This window comes from Pseudomonas sp. PSE1(2024) (assembly GCF_050990555.1).
In the GTDB taxonomy this organism is placed as follows: domain Bacteria; phylum Pseudomonadota; class Gammaproteobacteria; order Pseudomonadales; family Pseudomonadaceae; genus Aquipseudomonas; species Aquipseudomonas aphyarum.
The window spans coordinates 3,880,065-3,906,236 of the sequence record NZ_CP158967.1; the positions used below are offsets into that span (position 1 = coordinate 3,880,065).

The window sequence follows — 26,172 nt, forward strand, 5'->3', positions numbered from 1 at the left end:
AGCGATGGATGCAATCATTCTCGACCTCGGCGGCGACATCAAAGGCGACAGCCTGCTCGAGGGTTACGCGGACAAGATCGAAGTCATGTCCTACAGCCACAACGTGGCGATGCAAGTCACCAACGACGTCAGCAACTCGGAGCGCACCTCCGGCAAGCCCCACGTCGGCGAGTTCACCCTGACCAAATTCGTCGACACCTCCACACCGTCGCTCAACGAATACTGCTGTGCCGGCAAGCCGATCCCGGAAGCCAAGATCACCATCGGCCGCAACGCCGCCGAAGGCAGCGGGCAACTGCTGCCGTTCATCATTTACACCCTGACCAACGTGGTGATTTCCAACGTCAGCGTCAGTGGCGGTACCGGCGGCAAACCGGTGGAAACCCTGTCCCTGAACTTCACCAAGATCAAATGGGAACTCACCGCGCAGAAAGACGACGGCACCAAGGAAGGCACGGCTGCCTCGACCTGGGACATGGCCGCCAACAAGCTCGTCAGCTAACCCGGCGGCGCGGCCATGGCAGGCACCGGCTTACTTCCACCGCTGTTCGAACGCCTCGCCTCGAGCGAGGGCGACGGCGCGCGGGAGTTCGATCGGCAGGATCTGCTCGACTCGGTGCACACCGAGCTCGGGCGCCTGTTCAACACCCGCCGTGGCCCGCGCACCCTGACCTCCCCGCCCAGCGTCATCGACTACGGCATCGCGGACTGGAGCGCCCTGCAACAACAGCGCAGCGATGACCGTCGCCGTCTGGCGCGGGACATTCGCGAAGCCATCACCCATTTCGAACCACGCCTGCTGCTCGGCGAGGTTCAGGTCAATCCCCTGCCCGAGCACCCGCAGCGCCTGAGCATTCGCCTGCTCGGCGAGTTGCGCAGCGGCACGCAGCACTGGCCGGTGGCGTTTGTCATCGAGCCCGGCAACGAAGGGCTGGAGGTGCGCCATGAGCGACTCGATTGACCCGCAACTGCTCGACTATTACCAGCGCGAACTGACCTGGCTGCGACATGCCGGCGGACAGTTTGCCGAGCGCTATCCGAAAGTCGCGCGACGTCTGGAGTTGTCTCCCGGCGAATGCCCGGACCCGCACGTCGAACGTTTGCTGGAAGGTTTCGCCCTGCTCGCCGCACGCCTGCAACGACGGCTGGATGACGACTACGCCGAGTTCAGCGACGCATTGCTCGAACAGCTTTATCCCCTGGCCATGCGCCCGTTGCCGTCCTGCGCGATCGTCCAGTTCGAACCGGACCCGAGCAAAGGCAACCTCGACGGCGGCTATCCCCTGCCCCGGGACACGCCGCTGTTCGTCACCACCAGCAAGGGCGAGAGCATTCACTTTCGCACCAGTGCAGCCGTGCGGTTGTGGCCGGTAGAAATCAGCGAAGCCTTGTTGCTGGGTAGCGATGAAGCCCAGGCGCTGACCGGTGTGGCGCAGTCCCGCTCGGCGTTGCGCCTGAGTCTGCGTTGCCTCGGCGACAGTCAGTGGTCAGAGCTTGGCATCGAACAACTGCGCATTCACCTGGCCGCGTCACCGGTGGTCAACGCCAGCCTCTATGATCTGCTCGGCGCCCACGCGGTGCAGGTGTTGGCCGGCTCGCCGGGGAGCATTCCCGCCCGCGTGAAAGGCCTGCCGAAGGTCGTCGGATTCGCCGACGACGAAGTGCTGCTGCCGGACGAAGATGGCGTGCATCCGGGCATGCGTCTGCTGGCCGAGTACTTCGCATTCCCGGACAAATTCCACTTCTTTGATCTGCCGCTGTCCGGTGTTTCGAGTGACAGCCAGACGCTGTATCTGTACATCGTTTTTGATCGTGCTCCGGCCGGCCGATTGCATTTGCAGGCCAGCGATATCGCCCTCGGCTGCGCGCCGGTTATCAACCTGTTCCCGCGCACTTCGGAGCCTTTGCGCCCGGACGGCACCCGCAGCGAGTATCGACTGGTCGCCGACAGCCACCGGGAAAACAGCGTCGAAATCCACAGCATCCGCAGCGTGCGCGCCAGCTCCGCCAGCGGTGTGCAGCGGCTGCCGGCGTATTTCGGCAGCCAGCACAGCAGCGGTGACCGGCAACGTTACTGGCACGCGCGACGGGTCAACGGACAGACGCCGAACCGGCTCGGCAGCGATCTGCTGATCAGTGTCGTCGACACCCGTTTCGAACCGCAGACCGACCTGCCCGATTACAGCCTGACCGCCGAACTGTTGTGCACCAATCGGCATCTGGCCCAGAGCCTGCCCGCCGGTACGCCGCTGGGTTTCGAACGGCCGGGGCCGGTGGCGTGGGCACGCCTGCGTAATCCGCCGAGCCCGCAAAGCCTGCCGCGTCTGGACGGTGATTCGCGCTGGCGGCTGGTCTCGCAACTGACCCTCAATCATCTGTCGCTGGTCGAAGGGCCGCAGGCACTGGATGCGCTGAAGGAAATCCTGACACTGCACAACCTGCGCGATGAGGCCAGCGCCCTGCGCCAAATTGAAGGTTTGTTGAGCCTCGGATGCGAGCGGGTGATCGGCCATGTCGGCGCCGACGCCTGGCGCGGCTGGCGCAACGGGCTCGAAGTGCAATTGCAGCTCGATCCAGAGCATTTCGTCGGCAGCAGCGCGGTGTTGTTTTCAGGAGTGCTCGCGCAATTCTTTTCGGTGTACGCCACGGCCAATCGCTTCGTGCGCACGGTACTCATGCAGGCAGACAAGGAGGTCAAGGCATGGCAACCCCAAGCCGGCATGCCCCTGTCGCTCTGACCCTGAGCCAGCGCCTGCGCCGTGATCCGCAGGCGTTCGAATGGTTGCAGGCGTTGCTGTTGCTGGAGCGCGAACAGCCGCAGGCCGACGCCCTCGGTTCGGGTACATCGCCACAGGCCGAAGCGCTGAAATTGCGCGGGCCGCTGACGCCATTGTTCGCCGCCAGCCAGATCGAAAGCCTGGAGGAAAACCCCGGTGAACCGCTGACCCTGAACTCGCCGATGTTCGGCCTCGGCGGCCCCGACGGCCCGCTGCCTTACGCCTATCAGGAATGGCTGCAGCAGCGGGCGCGGGCCAAGGATCATGCGCCCGCCGAGTTCCTCGACCTGTTCCAGCATCGGCTGTTGAGCCTGCTGTACAAGGTGATGCGCAAACACCGGATCGCCCTCGGTTTCACCACGCCCGGCGCCTCGCCGGTGCAGGCGCAACTGCGGGCGCTGACCGGGTTGTTGCCCAAGTCCCTGCAGGAGCGCCAGGCGATTCCTGACTGCGCCGTTCTGGCCTGCACGGCGTTGTACGCCGATGGCCGCCGCTCATTGGCGGGGTTCGCGGCGATTGTCCGTGAGCAGTTTTCCGTGACGGTGGAACTGAGCGCCTATGAAGGGGCGTGGCGTGAAATCCCACGCGCCAGCCGCAGCGTCATGAAGGCTGGCGGACGCAATCTGCAACTGGGTCGCAGCGCAGTCGCCGGTACTCGGGTCTGGGATGAACATGCCGGGATTCGCCTGACGCTGGGGCCGCTGCCATCGACGCAGGCCGCGCGCTTCTTGCCGGACGGCGAAGCGCATCCGGCACTGGCGAGCCTCGCGGCACTGTATTTCGGTCCGGATCTGGACGTGAAACTGATGCTGCTGGTGCGCGGTGCCGGGCCACTGCAACTCGGCCGCCAAACCCCGGCTCTGTTGAGCTGGAACGGCGGCCTGCAACGGCAGACCAGCCTGGCCGTGCAACGGATCGAAACCCGCCTGCGTCAGCTGGAGATCACCTGAAATGGAACTGGCCAGCCTGATCGGACGCCTCAACGCGGACAACCGCCGCGCCCTCGAACGTGCCGCGCAACGGTGCTTGCAGCGCGGGCATCACTTTGTCGAGATCGAGCATTTGTTGCTGGAGTTGCTGGATATCGAGGGCGGCGATTTTGCCTTTCTGCTGCCGCGCTTCGGGCTGGAGCGTGATGCGCTGACGGCGGAGATCAACAAGGCGCTGGACCTGTTCAAGGCTGGCAGTACGCGCACACCGGCGCTGTCTTCGCACACGCTGGGATTGCTTGAAGACGCGGTGGTACAGGCCAGTGTGCTGGGGATCGACAGCATTCGTTCCGGGCTGCTTTTATTGGCGTTGATTGATCGTGACGAGCGCCGCAGCCTGCTGCTCAACAGTGCATCGTCATTGCTGCGAATTCCGAAAGAAGCATTGCGCGCAAACCTGCTGGAGTGGACGGAAAACTCCCGCGAGCATGTCGGCCCGCGTTCCGTGTCTTCGGGGAGTCCAACGCCACGGCAAGACTCGGTGCTCGATCAATACACCCAGGATCTGACCGCCGACGCCCATGCCGGGCGCATCGACCCGATCGTCGGTCGCGATGGCGAAATTCGTCAGTGCATCGACATTCTTCTGAGACGCCGGCAGAACAACCCGATTCTGGTCGGTGCGCCGGGCGTAGGCAAAACTGCCGTGGTCGAAGGCCTGGCGCTGCGCATCGCCGCCGGGGATGTGCCACCGTCGTTGCAGGAAGTCAGTTTGCGGGTGCTCGACCTTGGTTTGCTGCAGGCCGGGGCCGGGGTCAAAGGTGAATTCGAACAGCGACTCAAAGGCGTGATCGACGCGGTTCGCAGCGCCGACAAACCGATCATCCTGTTCATCGACGAGGCCCACACCTTGATCGGCGCTGGCGGTGCCGAGGGTGGTAGCGACGCGGCCAACTTGCTCAAACCCGCGCTGGCCCGAGGTGAATTGCGCACGCTGGCCGCCACGACCTGGATGGAATACAAGAAATATTTCGAGAAAGACCCGGCCCTCGCCCGCCGCTTCCAACTTGTGCAGGTGGAAGAGCCGGACGAAATCACCGCCGTGGAAATGCTCCGGGGCGTCGCCGCCAAACTCGAACAGCATCACGGCGTGCAGGTGCTGGATGCCGCGATCCATGAAGCGGTGAAGCTCTCGCATCGCTACATTTCCGGCCGCCAGTTGCCGGACAAGGCCATCAGCGTTCTCGACACCGCCTGCGCCCGGGTCGCCCTCGGCCAGCATGATGTACCGCCGCCGCTGGAGAGCCTGCGCCACCGTCAGCAAAGCCTCAAAGAAGAAGTCGAACGCCTGCGCCGGGAACAGGCCACGGGGCTTGATCACCGCGAGCGCATCACCCTGCTGGAAAGCGAATCGAAGACCAACGTCCAGGCCATCCGCGAACTGGAAACCCGCTGGGGCGAAGAGCGCGTGGCGGTGCGCGAACTGCTCGACACTCGCCGCGAATTACTTGACCTCAGTGAACGCGCCGACAGCGACAAACCGGATGAAGCCATCGACAGCCGCATCGATCATCTGGCCGCCGAACTGCTGCGTCTGGAAGCCGGGCTCGATGCGATCCGCCAGGACGATCCGCTGGTGCCCGAGCAGGTCGACGGCAAAACCGTCGCCGCCGTGATCGCCGGCTGGACCGGCATCCCCGTCGGCAAAATGCTCGCCGACGAAGCCCACGCCGTGCGCACGCTCGGCACACGCATGGGTCAGCGAGTGATGGGCCAGAGCACCGCGCTCAACACCATCGCGCAACGTTTGCAGGCCTATCGCGCCGGGCTCACCGATCCGCAAAAACCGGTCGGCGTGTTCCTGCTGGTCGGCCCCACGGGCGTGGGCAAAACCGAAACCGCGTATGCGTTGGCCGACGCGCTGTATGGCGGCGAACGCAATCTGATCAGCATCAATCTCTCGGAGTATCAGGAAGCCCACACCGTCAGCCAGCTCAAGGGCGCGCCACCCGGTTACGTCGGTTACGGCAGCGGCGGCGTGCTGACCGAAGCCGTGCGGCGTAAACCGTATTCGGTGGTGTTGCTGGATGAAATCGAGAAGGCGCATCCGGATGTGCTGGAAGCGTTTTACAACGTGTTCGACAAGGGCTTGATGGAAGACGGGACCGGGTTGGTGGTCGACTTCAAGAACACCGTGATGCTCGCCACCAGCAATGTCGGCGCCGAGTTATTGCTCGATACACCGACTGCACAACTCGGCTCGGAAGCCTTCAACGAAGCGCTGCACAAAGTCCTCCTGCAAGCCTTCCGCCCGGCGTTTCTGGCGCGCATGACGGTGGTCGCGTATCGGCCGCTGGATGAGGCGACGCTGGAGGGGATCGTGTTGGCGAAGCTGGAAAAATTGCGCGGTCGCTACAAGGCTGCGACGGGCAAGCAGTTCGAGTTTGATTCGGGAATCGTCAAAGCCGTGCTCGCCAAATGCAGCGCAGCAGGCGCGCGGGATGTCGAGAACGTGTTGATGACGCAGGTGACAGGGAAATTGGCGGAGTGGGTGTTGGAGTAACGCCCCGCGTCCGCAGCAAGTGCACGAAAACCGTGATGAAAGGAAGGCGTTCTTCCAAAACTGACAAGGATAATGTCATGAAAAAAAGCCTGAAATACCCGATGAGTCTGCTGGGCGCCTGTATCGCAATACCGTTGTCCGCCCAGGCGGACACTCGACATTCGGAAGACGAGCTGGTGGGCAAGGTGTCCTTCCTGACCTCCACGGTCGAAAAGCTCAATGACGCAAACTTGCAGATCGACCCCTTTCTCACTTCGGCCATTTCCCCGCCGCCGGATTACAAGGGGCCGCTGTTCACGCTCAGCCATGATTATCCGACCCAATTGCCGACCGGCACCTCATTCCCGTGGAGCAAGACCACCGGCAACGGCAAGATCACCCAGGCCAACGCCGGCGCCTACGTTCAGGCACTCAAAGACTACGTCTCGCCTGACATGCGCAAGATCGTCTACGACTACGCCAACTGGAACTACAAGGGCAGCGGCTGGTTCGACTCGATCTGGCTGGGCATAGAGCGTGAGCCCATTCGTGGCGTGTATGTCGGGTCAGGTTTTCCCGCCGGCACGCTGACGGATCAGACCCTGCCCGTGACCACGTATGTGCTGACGCTGTACGACACCCGCGCGGCGAAAACCCTCGGCGATATCTGGGGCAAAACCCCTGAACGTGCGATGAATCCAGTGCTGGAAACGAGCACCACGCAGTTTGCCGAAGGCAGCGTCATCATCAAGTTCGCGATGGTCAGTGCCTGTGGCAGCGATTGGGCCCCCATGGAAGGCGCCGCCCAATGGGAAATCTACGCACCGGTAAACACCAGCAATGGCAGCGCGCTGAATAAAACACAATGCGTCGGCAAAGACTTCAAGGGCACCACCACTCAACCGGCGATGACCAAGGTGTCGCTGATGCAGTTCGACATCATCGTCAAGGACAGCGTCGCGTCCCCGCAAACCGGGTGGGTGTTTTCGACGCTGGTCTACGACAAGAACGCACCGGGTAAAGACGCCTGGGACAAGATGATTCCGCTGGGCGCCACCTGGGGCGGCAACCCGGACGTCATCAACACCGCGCCCACTGCGCTGACGCCTCCCGTCACGGTCAATCAGAAACTCAGCGAAAACTGGGTCAATCCCAAGTCGCCGGCCTATTCGGTTTCCACCCTGGGATGGGACGGCCGATTGTCAGGCCCGAATGACGGCGCCGTCGTGACTCCCGCCTGGACTGGATCGCACTACTTCCCGGCCGGACTGGCCAGCGCTGGATGCCTGGGCTGCCACAGCAGCGCCCAGTATCCGATGACCGCTTTCTTGCTGCCCACCTCCAGCTACCCACCGCAAACCATCGATCCGCCGCTTTCGGGCAGCGATCCTGACGCAGCATTGGTCATGGCCGAACCCGGCTCGAAACTCTGGATGAGCTGGTTCCAGAGCCGTGACGGCAAGACCCCGATGGGGCCGAACACCGCGCAAGGCGCGAAACCGGTGGCGCTGGATTACGACATGGTGACCGCGTTCAAGGCGATTCCGATGTGGCAACAGGCCAAGGCGGCTGAGGCTAAAAATGCCGGGAAGTGATGGGTAAGCGTACGTGACAGGAACAGGACGGTGGAAAAGCGCCGTCCTGACTTCTTGCGGGATGCTCAGAACAGTGCTCGCCAGGCGCAGCGCAACGGTTACGCGGGTAAGGGAGAAAACACGACATGGCTTGTTCACCCATCATCACAACTCGCTTTCCGAGCAACGGCCACCGGGAATGGGTTCACTCCGACCTGACGGTGCAATATTCAAGGAAGATTGATCTGGTGCCGGAAACAACACAGCGTTCATTCCCGTTGACCTGGCATCACCAGATACCCTTCAACAGTTTGAGAGATTTCTGGAACTGGCTGTATGTCATAGCCGATGACGATCTGCTCGACATGTGCGTAGATCTTTTCAGCCAGCGAGCCAGAGGTGGGCGCTTCCCGGAGATCAAAAGAAAGCTAAAGGCAATCAAGACCACCTTGATGCCCTCCCCGCAGTTGGAAACCCAGACCTATGCACAATGGAAAGCGGTGGTTGGACAAATTGCCAATGGTCTTCTTGCTGTCGCCGATGAACTTGACGGTGAGGAACAGTCCGACCTCTTTGAAGCCATTTCATGGTCAGCGTGGAATATTCTCGAAGGCCCGCTTCCCCAACATCGCAGTGATGATCCAGGGGATGCCAACGTAGACGACTTCAGTCGTTTGAGAGAAATAAAGTTCTCGAAACACTTTGTAAAAGCCGCCGAGCTATATGCCTCCATGGTGCTTTTTACCAATGAAATGAATGCCCAGCAGAATCAAAATTACAGTAAAGCCTGGGTCAAGGATCGCGCCAAAAAACTACTCACGATACTGACCGGTGCGGACCAGCTTCTGTCCGGCGTCAAGATCACTTTCTTCAACAGGAAGCACTGGAGCTATCAGGAGCAGATGACCGGGCGCACGCCTGTGAGGGCGACTGTGCTGGACAATGGAGCGACCTGGTATCGGTGGCGCCGTTGCATCTAGGTTCGCTGAATGTAACGAAAACTCAGGGAGGCGTGCATGTACTCGATCATGATCTGGAACGCCCAACACTTCGATAATCAAAAGGGTATCCACTCGCAAGCCTATGCCGATAAAAAGAAGTTTTTGGATTTTTATATCGCGCAGAAAAAGCCGCATATCATCGCGCTGTTCGAAGCGGGTAAAACCGGAAACATCAATGAAAGCCTGATTGCCGATCTGACCGGCAGTTACACCGCCATTGCAATATTGACGCAGGAAGGCGGCAAGAAAAAACATACGACCCTCGGCTCCATGGTGTTGATACGGAACGATGTCAGTGCCGAGTTCGAGAACGTTACCGACAACTATATTTTGTCCCACACCGAACAACGCGCGCCGCTGATCATACGGCACATCAAATCAACTTTTGGTTTCGCTTTCTATCATGCCAATGCCTCGTTCATGGCGCCGGGCAATATCGTGGACACGATCGGTTTCATCCAGGAAAACGCCGAGTTGCTTGGCATCAAGAAACTGCTGTTTTTTGGCGGTGACCTGAATCTGATACCCACGCAGACGTACGCGCAAATCAAAGGCATGGATCGCCTGGTGCCGACCAGCCCGGGCTACACCCACCTGAGCATAAAGAACGTAACACTCGCAAAAGCCACTCACGAGCTGGGCATCCTTCAAGGCTACGGCCATGACACACAACTCACGGCCAAAACCTATCTGCCCGACTATATGTTGACTCAAGGTATCGAGGTCTGTGAGCTGCAGCCGGTTCTGTTGCTGCTCGACTATGCCTACGTCTTGTTTGCCCAGCATTGGCGGGCAGAGTGCGATGCGAGCCTTCGCCAGACCAGCGACTCGTTCGGCAACATCCTGGAAATTGCCCCGTATTGTCTGGGACATCCAATCCGCAGTGATCACTTCCCCGTTATTTTCACCCTCAACGCCAGCCTGGAATAGTTCGGGCCACAAGGACGTAAATGCCAATTCCTGCCTATAACAGTAAAGACCTGGTGGCGATTTCAACCGTAATCGCCTCTGCTGCCCGTCAACTGAATTGGGACGGCGACCTGGACAACAACTCCAGTGTGAAAGTCGAGGAAGTGCAGTGCATGAGAATGGGCGAGAGTTTGTATTTCGCCTGTAACAAAGGCGAGCATGTGGCGGTTGCAAACCTGTTCAGTGCCTTTGGCGTCATCGATCACGCTACCCTGGTGTCATGCGTGCGCTATTGCAACGCAATTCTGGGGCCGGATTACTCCACCAGTAAACGGAAGAAAAAGTTCGGCAAGGGGTACACCCTTAAATACAGTGGGCCGGAACAACAGTCATTCAGGTATGCAGGATTGCCTGCTCAATTTCCTGCATTGACAGTCACGGAAGTGGCAGATGCACACCGACTCATTACCGGTGCAACGTTGCCGTTGACGGCCACGGCCCAGGAAAGTCGTATCGCTTGGTGCTTGCGTAAATTCACCGAAGCCGGTGCCATGACCAACCTGGCTCGTCAGGCAAAAACCAAGTCTTTGCTGCTCCACACTTACAACGCCGGGGCAAATGAGATCAACATTATCAATGACAGCCGCGAAGTTCATGCCGAGTTGAAACTTTTGCGCATATTGACCGAATCAAAATTGGGCGTCGGCTCATTCAATCCCCATACACAAGTTGCTTTGGGTGGTCTGAAAAAAGCGTGCGCATATTGCAATGCCTGGATTGGCTTCTATAAACCCTGGATCAAGGCTCAGTACCGCGTCGATCTGGAAACACCTCAAACCGATAATCGTGATGAGGGAGGTGGAGAAGGAGATCGGCCCGAAATTGATAAAACGCATCTGAGTCGGTTCGGTCTCTACGTAGGCACGTTGTTTGATGGTAAAAAAAACGACATGTGCACCAGTGTCGGGCTACATCAGGATAGTGAATGGTAGCCACCATGAGCTTCCGGGATGCTGGAAAAGGGACACCCCTCAAAGGATTACGCCATGCCCCGTTCCACCGACAGCAACACTACCCTCTCCCTCACTGCTGCCGCGGTGTCAGCGCTTTATCCCGAGTCATTGTCCGGCGACGAAGCGCTCAATGTGCTGGGTTCGCAGGTCCTCAACGGACTCAACGACGGCACGCCTCTCACCCTGACCAGCGCTATCGCCAGCCACGTCACCACTACCCTGCACAACGACGCCCAACTCCGTCCCTTCGACGCACTGGTCGCCGAAATCCGCCAGCTCCCCGCTGACGCCAGCGCCGAGCGCTATCAGCTGGTTCTAAGGCCATGGCTCTGGTGGCTGACCCTGGCCAGCAATAACCGGGTGTTCCAGAACCTCGCGACTTCGGACATCGTCACCACGATTTTCAAGGCTCACGGTTTCACCGATTTCAAACTCTCACTGACGGGCAGCTACACCCCACGGGAATATTGCGTGCAGTACAGCGAAACCGACTTCGCCTTCGTCTCGCGGCTACTGGAAGAGGAAGGCATCTTCTGGTTTTTCACCCACGGGGACGGCAAGCACACGCTGGTGCTGGGCGACAGCACCGACGCCTTCGTGCAGATCCCCAACGGGCCGAAGGTCAAATACCTAGGCCAGCAAATGGGTGAGCGCGAGCTGCACGGCATCCGCTCAGGCCAGGTCTGCTTGCAAGCCGTGGCCGGGGTGTACAAGGCGACGGATTACGAATTCACCACGCCGACCACTTCGCTCTTCGGGCAGGCAGAGGCCGTGGCTGGGCCGCGTTCGATCTATGAGCATCCCGGCGGTTACAACGCCAAGGCTCGGGGCGATGCGTTGACCAAGCAGCGGGTCGACGGGCTGCGCAGCGAGGAGAAACGCTTCGTCGGCGAGAGCGACTGTCGCTGGCTGGTGCCGGGCCATTGGTTCACCCTCGACGGCCACGAAGACATAAGCCTGAACGTCGATTGGGTCGTCACGCGAGTCACCCACGACGCCAGTCATGAAAGCTATCGCAACCGCTTCGAAGCGATCCCCAAGGCCACGCCATTTCGTCCGCAACGCCTCACGCCCAAACCGCGCATGCATCCACAAACCGCCATCGTCGTTGGCAAGTCCGGCGAAGAGATCTGGACCGACGAATACGGCCGGATCAAGTTGCAGTTCCCGTGGGATCGCGACGGCAAGAACGATGAAACCAGTTCCTGCTGGGTTCGCGTGGTGCTGCCGTGGAGCGGCAAGGGTTTCGGCATGCAGTTCGTGCCGCGGATCGGTCAGGAAGTCATCGTGACCTTCATCGACGGCGACCCGGATCGGCCGCTGGTCACCGGTTGCGTGTACAACGGCGATAACGCCCTGCCCTATGCCTTGCCCGCCAACCAGACCCAATCCGGGATCAAGACCCAGTCATCCAAGGGCGGCGGTGGGTTCAACGAACTGCGTTTCGAGGACAAGAAAGACGCCGAAGAAGTGTTCCTGCAAGCGCAGAAAGATCTGAAGATCAACGTGCTCAACGACACCACCGCCACCGTCGGCCACGACGAAACCCTCACGGTACAGAACGCTCGCACCCGCACGGTCAAGGACGGCGATGAAACCGTGACGCTGGAGAAAGGCAAACGCAGCGTCACGATCCAGACCGGCAGCGACAGCCTCGATGTGAAGGACAGTCGCACCGTGAAAGTCGGCGCCGACCAGAACCACAGCACCGGCGGCAACTACACCGACAAGGTCACCGGCGATTACAGCCTGACGGTCGACGGCAACCTGACGATCAAGGTCAGCGGCACCCTCACCCTGCAAAGCGGCGGCAGTTTCACGATCAAGAGCGGCGCGGATCTGGCCACGTCCGCCAGCACCTCGATCACCCAGAAGGCCGGCACCGCCATGACCAATCAGGCCGGCACTTCGCTGGACAACAAGGCCGGAACCACTCTGACCAACGACGCCGGCATCAGCCTGACCAACAAGGGCGCGGCCTCACAGACCGTGGACGGCGGCGGCATGCTGACCATCAAGGGCGGTCTGGTGCAGGTCAACTGACAAGGAGAAGCCATGGCGATCACACCGCTGGATCTGCAGCAGGATGACAAGCAGCTCAAGGGGCGTTTGCAGGACGGTCAGCTCGACGGCCCGTTGAACATCAAGGATGACGGGCGCAAACAGGCGGACCTGAATTACAGCCAGGGCGAATTGCAGGGCACGTCCCTCCTCTATCACCCCAACGGCAAGGTCTCGGCGCAGATGCCGTTTGTGCGCGACAAGCTGCAAGGCATCGCCAGTTTCTACGCACCAGAGGGCTGGCTGCAGCGCAAGGCCACTTATCGGCGTGGGTTATTGCATGGCGAGTCGTTCAATTACTTTCCCGACGGCCAAGTGGCGGAAGCCGAGTTCTATCGTGACGGCGTGCGTGAGGGGCGTTATCAGCGCTTTCATCCCAACGGCAAACCGGCGGTGGATGCGCGTTATCTGAATGGGCAGTTGATGGAACCCGAACAGGGGTTCGCCGAGGACGGACGGCCGCTGGATGCCGATGGCAAACCGATTTCCCGGGTGCGCTGGTGGTTTCGCAAATGGACAGATCCCCAGCAGGCCTGAAATTTTTAAGGTTGTATTGACTGGCCTCTTCGCGGGCAAGCCCGCTCCCACAGGGTCTGCGTCGTGAATGCAATTGTGTAAACAACACCGACCACTGTGGGAGCGGGCTTGCCCGCGATGGGGCCAGCACACTCAATGCAAGAATCAGGGAATCAACATCTGCATCTGCCCCGGCATCACGATCTTGATCACCCCCGCCCAGTTGCACATCAACGTGCTGTTGGCATCGATCGCCGGCATCCCGCCCAGCAGCAGGGTCGGCGCACCGCCGGGGATCCACGGCGTGGCGGTCGCCGGAATGCATGGCATCGGCGTCAACACGCCCAGCGCCGCAGCCGTGGCTGCGGCGACCATCGGGTTGGCCATGCTCATGCACATGCCGAACGTGGTGACGTTGACCAGCGGAATATGATCCATGATGTTCGCCGCCGGCATCCCGCCGGTCAGCGTGCGGTTGACCGGCAGCACGTTGAGCACCGCCGGCGCGGCGCCGAAACTGCATTGCAGGGTGGCGCTGGCACAGACTTGCGGGCAGCCCATTTCAAAGCTCCTTCGTGAACAAGGCATACCCGCTAAACCTTAGTCGCCAGCGGCCCGCCGCGCACATTCCCAAAGGTGATTATCGTCCAACACGCTAACCTATAAGACCGAACCGCGCTTGTGACCACCCGAGCGCGCCATTAGATTAGCCAATGATGTCTGGCCTCCAAAATAAGCAGAAGGGATAAGCATGGCGCTTACTGACCAGTCCACCCGTATCCGCTCTGGCGAAGAACTCGATGCCAGCCTGATCGATCCGTACCTCAAGGCGCACATTCCGGGCCTGACCGGCACGCCGCAGATCAGCCAGTTTCCCGGCGGCGCGTCGAACCTGACCTACCTGCTGGAATACCCGGACCAGGAATTTGTCCTGCGCCGTCCACCGTTCGGCCACAAGGCCAAGTCCGCCCACGACATGGGCCGCGAATTCCGCATCCTCAACCAGTTGCGCGACGGCTTCCCGTATTGCCCGAAAGCCTACGTGCACTGCACCGACGAATCAGTGATCGGCGCCGAGTTCTACGTGATGGAACGGGTCAAGGGCATTATCCTGCGCTCGGACCTGCCGCCGGAACTGGGTCTGGATGCAGCGAAAACCGAAGCCCTGTGCAAAAGCTTCATCGACCGTTTCGTCGAACTGCACCGGGTCGATTACAACGCCTGCGGCCTCGGTGATCTGGGCAAGCCTGAAGGCTACGTCGCCCGCCAGATCAAAGGCTGGAGCGAGCGCTACGAAAAAGCCCTGACCCCGGACGCACCGCACTGGGAACAGGTCAAAGCCTGGCTCAACGACAAGATGCCGGCCGATCACCCGACCTCCAGCATCGTCCACAACGACTACCGCTTCGACAACGTCATCCTCGACCCGAACAACCCGATGCAGATCATCGGCGTGCTCGACTGGGAACTGACCACCCTCGGCGATCCGCTGATGGACCTGGGCAACACCCTCGCCTACTGGATCCAGGCCGACGACCCGGCACCGGTGCAACTGATGCGCCGCCAGCCAAGCCACGCCCCGGGCATGCTGACCCGCCGCGAATTCGTCGACTACTACGCCGAGCGATCGGGCATCCAGATCGACAATTTCGACTTCTACTACACCTACGGCCTGTTCCGCCTGGCCGGCATCGTGCAGCAGATCTACTACCGCTTCTTCCATGGCCAGACCCAGGACAAACGCTTCGCGCAGTTCATTCACATGAACAAACTGCTGGAGCAGATGAGCCTGCAGGTCATTGCCAAATCCAGCCTCTGATGACGGCGTTTTAACAAGGCTTACTACAAGGGAATCCCATGTCCAAGACTCAGTTGTTCGACCTCGACGGCAAGATCGCTTTCGTCTCCGGCGCCAGCCGCGGCATCGGTGAAGCCATCGCCAAACTGCTGGCCCAGCAAGGCGCCCATGTGATCGTTTCGAGCCGCAAGCTCGAAGGCTGCCAGCACGTGGCCGACGCCATCACCGCCGCCGGCGGCAAGGCCACAGCGGTCGCCTGCCACATCGGCGAAATGGAACAGATCAGCCAAGTCTTCGCCGGGATCAAGGAACAGTTCGGGCGCCTGGACATCCTGGTCAACAACGCCGCGACCAACCCGCAGTTCTGCAACGTGCTGGACACCGACCTCGGCGCCTTCCAGAAGACCGTCGACGTGAACATCCGCGGCTACTTCTTCATGTCGGTGGAAGCCGGCAAGCTGATGCGCGAAAACGGCGGCGGCAGCATCATCAACGTGGCGTCGATCAACGGCATTTCGCCGGGGATCTTCCAGGGCATCTACTCGGTGACCAAGGCCGCCGTGATCAACATGACCAAAGTCTTCGCCAAGGAATGCGCGCAATTCGGCATCCGCTGCAACGCCCTGCTGCCGGGCCTGACCGACACCAAGTTCGCCTCGGCCCTGGTGAAAAACGACGCGATCCTGAAACAGGCCCTGACCCAGATCCCGCTCAAACGCGTAGCCGACCCAAGCGAAATGGCCGGCGCCGTGCTGTACCTGGCGAGCGATGCCTCGAGCTACACCACCGGCGTATCGCTGAACGTGGACGGCGGCTTCCTGTCCTGATCCGCTTCTGACGTAAAAGAAAAGGCAGCCCACGGGCTGCCTTTTTCATGCCTCCGGCACCTTCGGCAACTGCCAGCCGAAATGCACCGACAACAGCCGCAGCAACAAACACGCCGCCCCCGCCAGCAACGCAGCCGCCACCGGCGGCACACCCAGCCTGCGCCCGACAATCAACACCGCCGCGCCGACAAACGCCGAACTGGCATACAGATCCGCCTGCAACACCACCGGCACCCGCGCCAGCACAATGTCACGCAGCACCCCGCCGCCGACCCCGGTAATCGTGCCCATCAGCATGGCCACAAACGGCGAGATCCCGAAATTCAACGCCTTCTGCGCCCCGGCCACCGCAAACAACGCCAGCCCCGCCGCATCCAGCACGATCAGAGTCGAACCGGACCAGCCCAGCACCCGCTCATGAAAAACAAACGCCACCCCGCCCATGGCAAACGCCAGCGCCGGATAGCGCCAGTCCGCCACAGCCTTGGGCGGCGTCGCACCGATCAACAGATCACGCGTCACCCCGCCACCGAGCGCAACGATGAACGCAATCACCATCACCCCGAGCAGATCGAGCTGACTGCGCATCGCCGCAATCGCGCCTTCAACCGCAAACACCGCCGTGCCGACCAGATCGGCCACCAGCACAATCCACTCGACCCGCGCCTTCACAGGCGCCCGGCTTATTGAGTGACGCAACGGGTCTTGGTGATGTGTCGAGTCACTTGCCCGTCGGCATACGCATCACCGGCGACCTCGGTATTTTCCATGACCTGACAAGTCCGCTCAGGAGGCGGAGGCGGTGCTGCCGGCGGAGGGGGTGGAGGACTGGCGCAGCCACTGAGCAGCACCAGACCGACAGCCGACAACAACGAAAAACACACGCGTTTCCCAGGATTGTTCATAGGATGACCCGCGATGAATGGAAGAAAACTCCCGTCGCCGAGCAGGACAACGCCCGGTTATGGAAACCGAACCACTCATTCCTTATAGACCAGTGGACTGCAAGTGCCAGTGAAATGGCTCGAACTGGCAGGATTTGCTGTCGATTTTCGGGATGAGTCGACTAATCCATCACCACCGCCGACAAGCCATCACCTACAGGTGAATGTCAGATTGGGACGCAGAGCGTCCCGGGCTGCATTCCCACGCGGAGCGTGGGAACGATCAAAGCAAACGCAGTCCGCTCTTCGCTTCTCACCACTCACGACGATGAGCGTTAGCTCAAGTACCGCTTTTGATCGCAGGGCCCGTCGGCAGGCTGAGTGGAGGGATTGATCCGGGGGTGGGAGCGCAGCGACCGTGCGGCGCAGCCGCATGCATCGAGAGGAGGTGCAGCGAAGCAAACCGTAGGCGATGCCCCCGGATCAATCCCGGAGCGAAGGAACCCGAGCCACAGCGAGGGCCGTACGTCAGGGTAAAGCCTTTTGGGTTACCTTTTCGGCGTTTGGAAAAGGTGACTCGCCGTAAGGGCGAAACCGCCAGCAGCTGCCCCCGAAAAACCGGATATTCACCCAAACCGAACAAGAACCTGGTCGGCCCAAAGGCCGCCAAGTTCAACTGGGCGACCGCAAAGAATTACTCTCAAGCTCATACCGCAACTCACCAATCAAAGCATCCACCGCTTCCGGAGTACGCAAGGCACCAAGGCTCAACCCACTAATCACCAGATCCACCCGCCCCGAAACCGGCTCATACAACTTCACCGTAAGCGAATGATCCCCATCCACCACACACTCACAAGCCAACGGCGAAAAACTACGCTCAAGCCGAGCCCGCAACTGCGCCAGATAAATCATCGCGCCAGCTCCGCACAACCAGACTCAACAACCAACAACACATTCATAAAGGGCTGATCCATTAGCAGGTTCCAAAAAGACACGATCACCAAAAAAATGCATCGCACCTCACCAGACTAAGAACACCCCGCCCGATCAAACACCCGAATTTGCACCCCATGAACTAGTGCATTTGCACCTTACCGCTGCCCCCGACCGCCCCCCGAAAACAACCCACGCTCGCGAGCCCAGACAATCGCCTCACTGCGACTGTGCACATCCAGCTTCGAATACACCGTCGCCACATGATTGCGCACCGTGTTCGGCGCCAGCTTCAACCGCGCAGCAATCTCCTTGTCCGCCAGCCCCTCACAGATCAGCCCCAGCACATCACGCTCGCGAGCCGTGAGATCGGTGAACGAAACGCTAGGCAGTTGCGGCGAATTGACCTTCTTCACATTGGCCAGTTTTTCGATCAGCGTACGGCTGAACCACGACGCATCCTTCATCACCTCTTCAATCGCCGCCACCAGCTCAAGCTCGGTGCGCTTGCGCTCGGTGATGTCCATCAGCACCAGCAGATAGCACACCGTGTCCTGAATGTTGACGGTATCAGCGGACACCGCGCACTCCAGCAGCTCGGCGTCTTTCCTGCGGATCCGCATATCGACGCGATCAACGCGGCCGGTCTTCTCCAGCGCCGCCAGCAACCGGGCGCGCTCCGCCGGTTCATCGATGAAGTCCAGTTGGGCGACGGTCTTGCCGAGCACCTCGTCGCTCTCGTACGCCAGGGTATCGAGAAACGCCTGATTGACGTCGATCAGCCGCTGCTCTTCGGCGCTGCAAATCAGGATCGGCACCGGCGTCAGGCGAAAGGCCTTGGCGAATCGTTCCTCACTCTGGCGCAGCGCAACTTCGGCCTTGTGCCGGGGCTCCATGTCGACAAAGGAAAACAGCATGCAGTCCTCGTCATTGAGCACCAGCGGCTGTCCCGCGACGATCACCTGTTTGCTGCCGCCGTCCGGCAAGCGCAATTCCGCCTGCATCTGCGGAATGGTCGCGACATCGCGCAGGCGCTGGATCGCCAGGCCCTTGCGCTCGGCCTGTTCGAGAATATCCAGCTCATAGGTCGAGGCGCCGATCACCTGATCGCGGGTGTAGCCAGTCATCTCCAGGAACCCCGGATTGACCTTGATATAACGCAAGTCGCTGAGACGGCAGATCACCGCCGGCGCCGGGTTGGCATTGAAGGTTTTTTCGAAACGCTGTTCGGCGTTGGCCCAGTCGGTGACGTCACTCATGATCAGCACCAGCGACTCGATGTCGCCGTCGCGATCGGTCAGCACCATGCTGCGCACGCTGTGCACCCAGGTGCGTTCCTCATCACTGTTCGGGGTGACTTCGACCAACACGTCGCTGAAGGTTTCGCCGGTGGCTACGCGGCTGATCGGGTATTGCTCCGGTGTCAGCGTGTGGTTGTTGCGATAGCGCAGGTTGAAGCGCTCGACGTATTCCCCGGCATTGTTGCCCAACTCGCCGATCCGGCTGACGCCATGCATCGCCAGCGCGGCTTCGTTGGCCCAGAGAATCGTCTGGTCGAGTTCCAGCAGAATCACCCCGTCGGACAGCCCGGCGATGATCTGCTGCAACTGACGGCGATTGGTTTCGGTGGTCAGGACGTCCCGGCTCATTGGTTCTCCACAAGTTCGCGCATGTGAAGTTTACGACCGCAGGCCGTTGTGATCGTGCCGAGCAACTTTGCCCCTGATTACCGCGATGTGTGATCGACCAGCTCGCGCAACGTATCGAGAAACAGCTTGAGCACCGGCGAGGCATCGTCCGCCCGATACGTCGCGTACAGCGGCACTTGCGGCAACGCCGGGGTCAGGCGCCGGAACACCAGTCCGGCGGGAGCTAACTGCTCGATCGATGCGGGTAACAGCGCCACGCCAAACCCGGCACGAACCAGACTGAGCAGGGTCTGCACCTCGATCACCTGCTGGCGGATCTGCGGGGTGAACCCGGCCTGAATGCAGCACTGATAGAGAAAATTGGCGAACCGCGACTGCTTCAATTCCAGCGCCACAAACGGCTCCTGCGCCAGATCAGCCGGCGCCAGCACCTCGCGCCGGGCCAGCGGGTGATCCTGCGGCATCACCACATGGATCGGCTCATGGATCAGCAATTCATTGCGCAACTGCGGGTCGTCATAGCCGACGCGGAACACGCAGGCGTCGATGCGTTTTTCCTTCAACGCCTTGACCTGCGCCGCCGGGGTCATCTCATGCAGACGCCAGGTGACCTGCGGATAGCGCTCGCGAAACAGGTGCAGCGCCTTGGGCAGCACGCCGACCATCACCGAACTGATCATGCCGATTTCCAGCTCGCCCAGTTGCCCGCGCCCGGTCTGGCGAGTCAGGTCCAGCGCCCTTTCGAGTTGTTCGAACACCAGCGGCGCCTGTTCCTTGAGCATCTGCCCCGCCGCCGTCAGCTCGACCCGATGGTGGCTGCGCTCGAACAGCGGCGTGCCGAGTTCTTCCTCCAGCAAACGGATCTGCTGGCTCAGCGGCGGCTGGCAGATGTGCAGCCGCTCGGCGGCGCGGCCAAAGTGCAGCTCATCGGCCAGGGCCATGAAGTACCGCAGCAAACGCAGGTCCATGGCGGCTTACCCCAGGTTCAGTGGCGTGGAACGCTGACGCACCCCGGTCAGGCTGAACAGCGCATTGGCAATCGCCGGGACCACCGACGGGCTGCCCAGCTCCCCGACGCCACCCGGTTTGTCCGGCTGGCCATCGAGCACGAGAATGTCTACCGGCGGCATGTCCGACATGCGCGTGACGCGATAGTCGTGGAAATTGCTCTGCACCACCCTGCCCTGCTGGATGTCGAGACGATCGAACAGCGCATGCCCGAGGCCCCACATCAATCCGCCGTAAATCTGCTCCTCGACACCGCCGGGCGATACCGCCAGGCCGCAATCGACTGCACAGGTCAGCTTCTCGACCCGGGCCTTGCCGTCCACCCTCGCGACCCGCGCCACCACGGCGATGAAACTGGTGTAGCCCTGATTGGTGGCGATCCCCAGCGCCGTATCCGGCGGCAGTTTCTGGCCCCAGCCGGCGCGTTCCGCCGCCTGTTTCAGCACCGCGACATGCCGTGGCCGCTCCTGCATGTTGGCCAGCCGGAATGCCAGCGGATCTTTACCGGCCGCATGGGCCAGTTCATCCATGAAGCTTTCCACGGCAAACACGTTGGGAATGAAACTGACCGAGCGATACCAACCGCTGGGCACGTTGCTTTCGTGTTTGACCCAGTTCAGTTCCAGGTGCGGCGGACGGTAGGCGAAGTCCCACGCGGTGATCGCTTCGGTGGTGCTGTAATCCATGTGATCCGGGCGCTCGAAATAGCCCGGCTCCCACTGTTCCGGCGAGGCCGGTGACACCGCATGCAGTTGCAGCGCGGTGAGTTTGCCCTGGGCATCCAGTGCGCCTTTCACCCGATGCAGCGTGGCCGGGTGATTGAACAGCGCGTGCATTTCGTCTTCGCGGCTGTTGAGCAGTTTCACCGGCACACCGGTTTTCTGCGCCAGATACGCGACCTCGAACAGCCAGTATTTGGCTTCCCGCGCACCGAAGCTGCCACCGGACACCAGCTCATGGATGGTGACCTTGTCCTTGCCGATGCCGCACACGGTCTGCGCCGCTTCCAGCGCCGACGACGGCACCTGCACACCGCCCCAGTAGGTGATCGACTTGTCCTTGACCTGCGCGGTGATGCAGATCGGCTCCAGCGGGTTTTGCACCTTGTAGGGCATCGTGTAATCGGCTTCGAGCAGCTTCGCCGCACCCGGCCATTGCCCGGCGACATCGCCCTGGGCCATGGCTTTGACGGTTTGCGTTGCCGGGTCGCTGATCGCCGCGATCTGCGCTTTGCTCAGCTCGGCGCTGTCGAAGCCGGCCAGCGGCGAGTCGCTCCATTTGATCTCCAGCAACTGGCGTCCCTGCTGCGCAGCCCAGAACGTTTCGGCCAGTACCGCGACGCCTTCTAGGTTGCCACCGAGCACGTCCGGCCGACCGGGAATCGCGATCACCTTGCGCACACCCGGCACCTGCAACGCGGCCGCCGAATCCACGGCGACAACCTTCGCGCCCACCACCGGTGCGCGCTGAATCACTGCCACCAGCATCCCCGGCAACTGCACGTCGATGCTGTACTTGAAGCGCCCACAAACCTTGGCTGCCGCATCGCGTTTGTGGCGCAACTTGCCGATGTATTTGAACTGCGCCGGATCCTTCAGCGTGACGTTGGCCGGTGCCGGCAGATGCGCCGCCGCGCCGGCCAGTTCGCCGTAGCCGAGGCTGCGTTTGCTCGACGCATGCACGACCCGGCCTTCCTCGGTGGAGCAGCTGTCGGGGCTGACTTTCCACTGCTGTGCTGCCGCATTGATGAGCAGCGCCCGAGCCGTGGCGCCGGCCATGCGCAGGCGATCGTATTCCAGCGAAACACTGGTGCTGCCGCCGGTAGAGAAGACTTTCCAGACCGGATGAATGTAGGTTTCGAAGAACGGATCTTCCGGGGTGATGACCTGTACCGTCATCGGGTTCACGTCCAGTTCCTCGGCCACACATGCGGCCAGCGCGGTCTGGGTGCCGGTGCCGGAATCGTGCTTGTGCACCACCAGTTTCACCGTGCCGTCGGGCAGCACGCGCACCCAGGCGTTGGGTTCGAATTCAGTGGCCGAGGATTTCGGTTCAGTCGCAGCAGCGCCGGATGGCAGATACAGCGCAATCGCCAGACCGGACGCGACCGTCACCGTTTGTTTTAGAAATACCCGACGCGACAGTTCAAAACCGGCATTTTCGACGAGGCTCATCACGCCTCCTTCGGCGCATTCGCCGCACGTTTGATCGCCTTGTTGATGCGCCCGTAGGTGCCGCAGCGGCAGATATTTCCGGACATGGCGTTGCGGATCGAGTCGTCGTTGACCGGTGCGCCGGTGTTGAGCAGCGCGGCAGCAGACATGATCTGCCCGGATTGACAGTAGCCGCATTGCGGCACATCTTCGGCGACCCAGGCCAGTTGCAGCGGATGGCTTTCGCTAGGCGACAGGCCCTCGATGGTGGTGATGCTGTGGCCCGCGACGGCGGCCAGCGGCAACTGGCAGGAACGCACCGCGACGCCGTTCAGGTGCACGGTGCAGGCACCGCACAGGCCCATGCCGCAACCGAACTTGGTGCCGGTGAGTTTCAACTGATCACGCAACACCCATAACAAGGGCATGGAGGGGGACGCCTCATCCAGCTCGCGTCGTTCGCCGTTAACCGTGAATGCAATCATTGTCAGGCTCCAAAAGAGCGGCCCGTCTTTGTGCGGGCCTGGTGACCGATTATTGAAACCCCCGGCAACGCGCGGCCAGCGACGATTTCTGCCAACCGGTGTAAGCAGGACTAACAACATGTACAAGCGATACCCGTCGGTGCAGTCCATGAGCGCGTTCATCCACGCGGCGCGCAGCGGCAGTTTTTCCAGCGCCGCGCGCAAGCTCGACCTGACCCACAGCGCGATCAGCCAGCAGATCCGCGCCCTGGAAGACTTCATCGGCCAGCCGCTGTTCGTGCGCGAAGGCGGCGGCAGCAACCTGACCGACGCCGGGCAGCTGTTTGCCAGCGTGCTGTCGGATGGCCTGGCGCAGATTGACCGGGCGCTGTCCTCGGTGAAAAACCGCAGCGTGGCTCAGCGGCTGACCCTGGATGTGGACAGCGAACTGGCGCAGAGCTGGCTCAATCCGCGCCTGCCGCAACTTCTCGACGGCTTGCCGGATTACGAAGTGACAATCCTGTCGATGCCGCGCAGTGATCGCAGCACGTTCGAACGGGTGGACCTGTCGCTGCGCTATGGCTATGGCGATTGGGACGATTGCGAAATGACGCAGATCTGCGGGGATCGGGTGTTGGCGGTGGCGTCTCCGGCGTTGCTTGAGCGGCATGGTTTGCAGGTGCCACTGGGCCCGGCGCAGATTCTTGAACTGCCACTGTTGGGGTATACGCGACGGTCGTGGATTCCATGGCTGGATGCGGCCGGGATGACACCGACCGAACCGCCGGCGCGGGTGATTTTCGATAATGCGGCGAATCTGATTGCGGCGGCTGAAGCGGGTGTCGGTGCAGGGCTGGTGCGTGGATTGCTGGCTGCCGATGCGTTGCGCAGCGGGCGGCTGGTGGCGTTGAACCAAGCGCAGATTGCGGCGCATTACAATCTTTATGCGGTGTGGCCGCATGGGCAGGCGGAGCGGGTCGCGCCTGTTGTTGAAGTGATCAAGCAGTTGGCCATGCAAACACTTCACTGACGCCATCGCTGGCAAGCCCATATCGAACAAGTATCACCACCCCACCCAATTAATATTGTACGAACCCTCCCCCGCCTTCCAATACTCGCCTCAAGCAACCACCCACCCGGGCCGGATGCGAACAGGCGAGGGAATGCGCGAGTGCTGCGCATAGAAACGGCCGATTGCCCGGGACGTGGATGCTGTGAGCCGCAAGGCTCCCTTCCCCGCTATCAGGAGATCGACTTCAATGATCATCGATATCAGCTGCTATCCCACGGATCTCGTGGACCTCGCCTGGAGGCATGACGGTGACCCGTTCACCGGCGAGCGTCTGCTGGAGATGATGGATGGCCCGTACATGGTCAACGGCAAGCCTCGCCGCATCGACAAAGCCTTCATCCAGCCACCGCAGGGCAACACCATTTACACCTGGACCGACGGCGAACTGTCGGGCCGTGAATCCATCGACGCCTACATGGCCTACACCCTGAAAATGGTCCAGACCTACCCGGACCGTTTCATCGGCTGCTTCGTCTACAACCCGCGCTGCGGCGTGGAAAACGGCGTCGAGGCGATCGAGCGCTACGTCAAGGAACACGGTTTCAAGATGGTGCAGATGCAGGCCAACATGCATGCCTACCGTCCCGACCGTGCGCTGGACTGGGTCCGTCCGGCCTTCGAGAAATGCGCCGAGCTGGGTATCCCGGTCAAGCTGCACACCGGCGACGGGCCTTACAGCATCCCGTCGGAATGGGTGCCGATGATCAAGGAATTCCCCAACGTCGATTTCATCATGGCCCACTTCGGCGTGCAGACCGGCGGCGTCTACGTGTTCGAACCGATGCAGTGGGCGATGGAGCTGCCCAACGTCTACTGCGAATCCGGCTGGTGCCTGCAATCGCGGATCGTTGAGTTCGCCAAGGTCCTGCCGACCCACAAGATCCTGTTCGGCACCGACACCCCGCCGAACGAACCGGGCATGTGGCTGCGCCTGCTCGAAGTGCTCTGCCACGAGCCGCCGCAGGGCCTGAACCTCGACGAGGACACCCTCGAAGACTACCTGGGCAACAACACCGCACGGATGATCGGCCTCGAGCCGTCCCCGCCGCCGCGTTCCGTTTCCGAAGCAGAGGCGCAACTCAAGCGCCCCGTCACCACCCAACTGGCCAGGAGCTGAACCGATGATCATCGACACCCATCTGCACCCCACCAACCTGGTCGACGAGGCCTGGCGTCATACCGGCGAACCGTTCACCGGCGAGCGCATGCTCAAATTGATGGACGGCCCGTACATGATCAACGGCAAGCCGCGCCGGATCGACATGGGTTTCATCCAGCCGCCACCGGGCAACACCGGTTATCGCGACGGTAACCGTCGTGGCCGCGAGGGCGTGCGCGACTACATGTCGTACGTCGCCGAACTGTGCGTGAAGTACCCGGACCGTTTCATCGGCAACTTCAACTTCAACCCGCGCTGGGGACCGGAAAACGGTGCGGCAGAGCTGGAATTCCACATCAAGGAATACGGCTTCAAGATGCTCAAGCTGCACGCCAACATGCACGGCTATCGCCCCGACCGGGCGCTGGACTGGCTGCGTCCGGCGATGAAGGTCTGCGCCAAGTACAACATCGTGGTGCTGATCCACACCGGTGACGGCCCGTACACCATTCCGACGATGTTCTACCCGATCATCCGCGAGTTCCCGATGGTCAATTTCATCATCGGTCACTTCGGCATCCAGACCGGTGGCAACTACTCGTTCGAGGCGTTCTGGATGGCGATGGACACGCCGAACGTGTACTGCGAATCCGGCTGGTGCTTCCAGTCGCGGATCGTCGAATTCGCCAAGGAGCTGCCGCGCAACAAGATCGTGTTCGGCACCGACTCGCCGCCGAACGAACCGGGCATGTGGCTGCGCGAGCTGGAAGTGCTGTGCTCGCCGGCGCCGCAGGGCCTGGGGATCGACGAAGATCACCTTGAGGATTACCTGGGCAACAACATCGCCCGGCTGTGCGGGATCGAACCGACCCCGCCGCCGAAGGATCTGGCCGAGGCGGACATTCGTCTGACCACGACCTACCTGTAGGTAAACGCACATTCCAATGTGGGAGCGGGCTT

23 protein-coding genes are annotated in these 26,172 nt (G+C 61.2%); 16 read left to right on the forward strand and 7 right to left on the reverse strand.

The features are described from left to right. Positions 1-4 precede the first annotated feature (4 nt). The 11 genes from ABTV87_RS17470 (at position 5) to ABTV87_RS17520 (ending at position 13,343) form a co-directional block, all read left to right on the forward strand. Positions 5-502: an Hcp family type VI secretion system effector gene (locus ABTV87_RS17470; protein ID WP_007958866.1), complete on the forward strand. Its 498-nt coding sequence runs from the start codon at positions 5-7 to the stop codon at positions 500-502. A gap of 15 nt (positions 503-517) precedes the next feature. Beyond that, positions 518-961, forward strand: a complete 444-nt coding sequence (tssE, locus tag ABTV87_RS17475; protein WP_007958868.1) for a type VI secretion system baseplate subunit TssE — start codon at positions 518-520, stop codon at positions 959-961. Further along, positions 945-2,738: a type VI secretion system baseplate subunit TssF gene (gene tssF / locus ABTV87_RS17480; protein ID WP_433898009.1), complete on the forward strand. Its 1,794-nt coding sequence runs from the start codon at positions 945-947 to the stop codon at positions 2,736-2,738. Before tssE ends, tssF begins: the two co-directional genes overlap by 17 nt. Next, positions 2,702-3,727, forward strand: coding sequence for a type VI secretion system baseplate subunit TssG (tssG, locus tag ABTV87_RS17485; protein WP_433898010.1), 1,026 nt, complete (start codon positions 2,702-2,704; stop codon positions 3,725-3,727). The genes tssF and tssG overlap by 37 nt, the downstream gene beginning before the upstream one ends. A gap of 1 nt (position 3,728) precedes the next feature. Further along, positions 3,729-6,269, forward strand: a complete 2,541-nt coding sequence (gene tssH, locus ABTV87_RS17490; protein ID WP_433898011.1) for a type VI secretion system ATPase TssH — start codon at positions 3,729-3,731, stop codon at positions 6,267-6,269. Between the two features lie 77 nt (positions 6,270-6,346). After that, positions 6,347-7,843 (forward strand): hypothetical protein, encoded by a 1,497-nt coding sequence (locus tag ABTV87_RS17495; RefSeq protein WP_258711938.1) that lies wholly within the window; start codon positions 6,347-6,349, stop codon positions 7,841-7,843. Between the two features lie 125 nt (positions 7,844-7,968). Next, positions 7,969-8,802 (forward strand): hypothetical protein, encoded by an 834-nt coding sequence (locus ABTV87_RS17500; RefSeq protein ID WP_085602770.1) that lies wholly within the window; start codon positions 7,969-7,971, stop codon positions 8,800-8,802. A gap of 36 nt (positions 8,803-8,838) precedes the next feature. After that, positions 8,839-9,753 carry a hypothetical protein gene (locus tag ABTV87_RS17505; protein WP_433898012.1) on the forward strand — a complete coding sequence of 305 codons (915 nt, stop codon included), beginning with the start codon at positions 8,839-8,841 and terminating at the stop codon, positions 9,751-9,753. A 20-nt stretch (positions 9,754-9,773) separates the two neighbouring features. Next, complete coding sequence (locus ABTV87_RS17510; RefSeq protein ID WP_085602766.1) at positions 9,774-10,724, forward strand: hypothetical protein; 951 nt, start codon at positions 9,774-9,776, stop codon at positions 10,722-10,724. A 54-nt stretch (positions 10,725-10,778) separates the two neighbouring features. Next, a complete protein-coding gene (tssI, locus tag ABTV87_RS17515; protein ID WP_433898013.1) occupies positions 10,779-12,788 on the forward strand; it encodes a type VI secretion system tip protein TssI/VgrG in 2,010 nt (669 codons plus the stop codon). Positions 12,789-12,800: 12 nt separating this feature from the next. Then, positions 12,801-13,343: a toxin-antitoxin system YwqK family antitoxin gene (locus ABTV87_RS17520; RefSeq protein WP_433898014.1), complete on the forward strand. Its 543-nt coding sequence runs from the start codon at positions 12,801-12,803 to the stop codon at positions 13,341-13,343. Between the two features lie 144 nt (positions 13,344-13,487). On the opposite strand, the gene ABTV87_RS17525 is transcribed toward ABTV87_RS17520, so the two are convergent. Further along, positions 13,488-13,883, reverse strand: a complete 396-nt coding sequence (locus tag ABTV87_RS17525; RefSeq protein WP_007958887.1) for a DUF4280 domain-containing protein — start codon at positions 13,881-13,883, stop codon at positions 13,488-13,490. Between the two features lie 190 nt (positions 13,884-14,073). Here ABTV87_RS17525 and ABTV87_RS17530 point away from each other — a divergent pair, with 190 nt between their 5' ends. Continuing rightward, on the forward strand, positions 14,074-15,141 hold the full coding sequence (locus tag ABTV87_RS17530; protein WP_085732037.1) for a phosphotransferase family protein: 1,068 nt from the start codon (positions 14,074-14,076) through the stop codon (positions 15,139-15,141). 38 nt (positions 15,142-15,179) lie between these two features. After that, entirely contained in the window at positions 15,180-15,947 is a 768-nt protein-coding gene (locus tag ABTV87_RS17535) for an SDR family oxidoreductase (RefSeq protein ID WP_085602758.1), read from the forward strand. Between the two features lie 45 nt (positions 15,948-15,992). On the opposite strand, the gene ABTV87_RS17540 is transcribed toward ABTV87_RS17535, so the two are convergent. From ABTV87_RS17540 to ABTV87_RS17565, 6 genes are all read right to left on the reverse strand, one after another. After that, positions 15,993-16,589: a trimeric intracellular cation channel family protein gene (locus ABTV87_RS17540; RefSeq protein WP_433898015.1), complete on the reverse strand. Its 597-nt coding sequence runs from the start codon at positions 16,587-16,589 to the stop codon at positions 15,993-15,995. 914 nt (positions 16,590-17,503) lie between these two features. Beyond that, complete coding sequence (locus tag ABTV87_RS17545; RefSeq protein WP_084776931.1) at positions 17,504-17,746, reverse strand: DUF1652 domain-containing protein; 243 nt, start codon at positions 17,744-17,746, stop codon at positions 17,504-17,506. A gap of 179 nt (positions 17,747-17,925) precedes the next feature. Then, a complete protein-coding gene (locus tag ABTV87_RS17550) occupies positions 17,926-19,416 on the reverse strand; it encodes a helix-turn-helix transcriptional regulator (protein ID WP_433898016.1) in 1,491 nt (496 codons plus the stop codon). A gap of 77 nt (positions 19,417-19,493) precedes the next feature. Continuing rightward, positions 19,494-20,384, reverse strand: coding sequence for a LysR family transcriptional regulator (locus ABTV87_RS17555; protein ID WP_007952844.1), 891 nt, complete (start codon positions 20,382-20,384; stop codon positions 19,494-19,496). 6 nt (positions 20,385-20,390) lie between these two features. Continuing rightward, positions 20,391-22,598 carry a molybdopterin cofactor-binding domain-containing protein gene (locus tag ABTV87_RS17560; RefSeq protein ID WP_433898017.1) on the reverse strand — a complete coding sequence of 736 codons (2,208 nt, stop codon included), beginning with the start codon at positions 22,596-22,598 and terminating at the stop codon, positions 20,391-20,393. Further along, positions 22,598-23,062 (reverse strand): (2Fe-2S)-binding protein, encoded by a 465-nt coding sequence (locus ABTV87_RS17565; RefSeq protein ID WP_011334796.1) that lies wholly within the window; start codon positions 23,060-23,062, stop codon positions 22,598-22,600. The genes ABTV87_RS17560 and ABTV87_RS17565 overlap by 1 nt, the downstream gene beginning before the upstream one ends. 118 nt (positions 23,063-23,180) lie before the next feature. Here ABTV87_RS17565 and ABTV87_RS17570 point away from each other — a divergent pair, with 118 nt between their 5' ends. The 3 genes from ABTV87_RS17570 (at position 23,181) to ABTV87_RS17580 (ending at position 26,140) form a co-directional block, all read left to right on the forward strand. Next, positions 23,181-24,071, forward strand: a complete 891-nt coding sequence (locus tag ABTV87_RS17570) for a LysR substrate-binding domain-containing protein (protein ID WP_433898018.1) — start codon at positions 23,181-23,183, stop codon at positions 24,069-24,071. Positions 24,072-24,300: 229 nt separating this feature from the next. Then, positions 24,301-25,230: an amidohydrolase family protein gene (locus tag ABTV87_RS17575; RefSeq protein WP_007952852.1), complete on the forward strand. Its 930-nt coding sequence runs from the start codon at positions 24,301-24,303 to the stop codon at positions 25,228-25,230. Positions 25,231-25,234: 4 nt separating this feature from the next. Continuing rightward, positions 25,235-26,140: an amidohydrolase family protein gene (locus ABTV87_RS17580; RefSeq protein WP_007952854.1), complete on the forward strand. Its 906-nt coding sequence runs from the start codon at positions 25,235-25,237 to the stop codon at positions 26,138-26,140. The last annotated feature ends 32 nt before the right edge of the window (positions 26,141-26,172 follow it).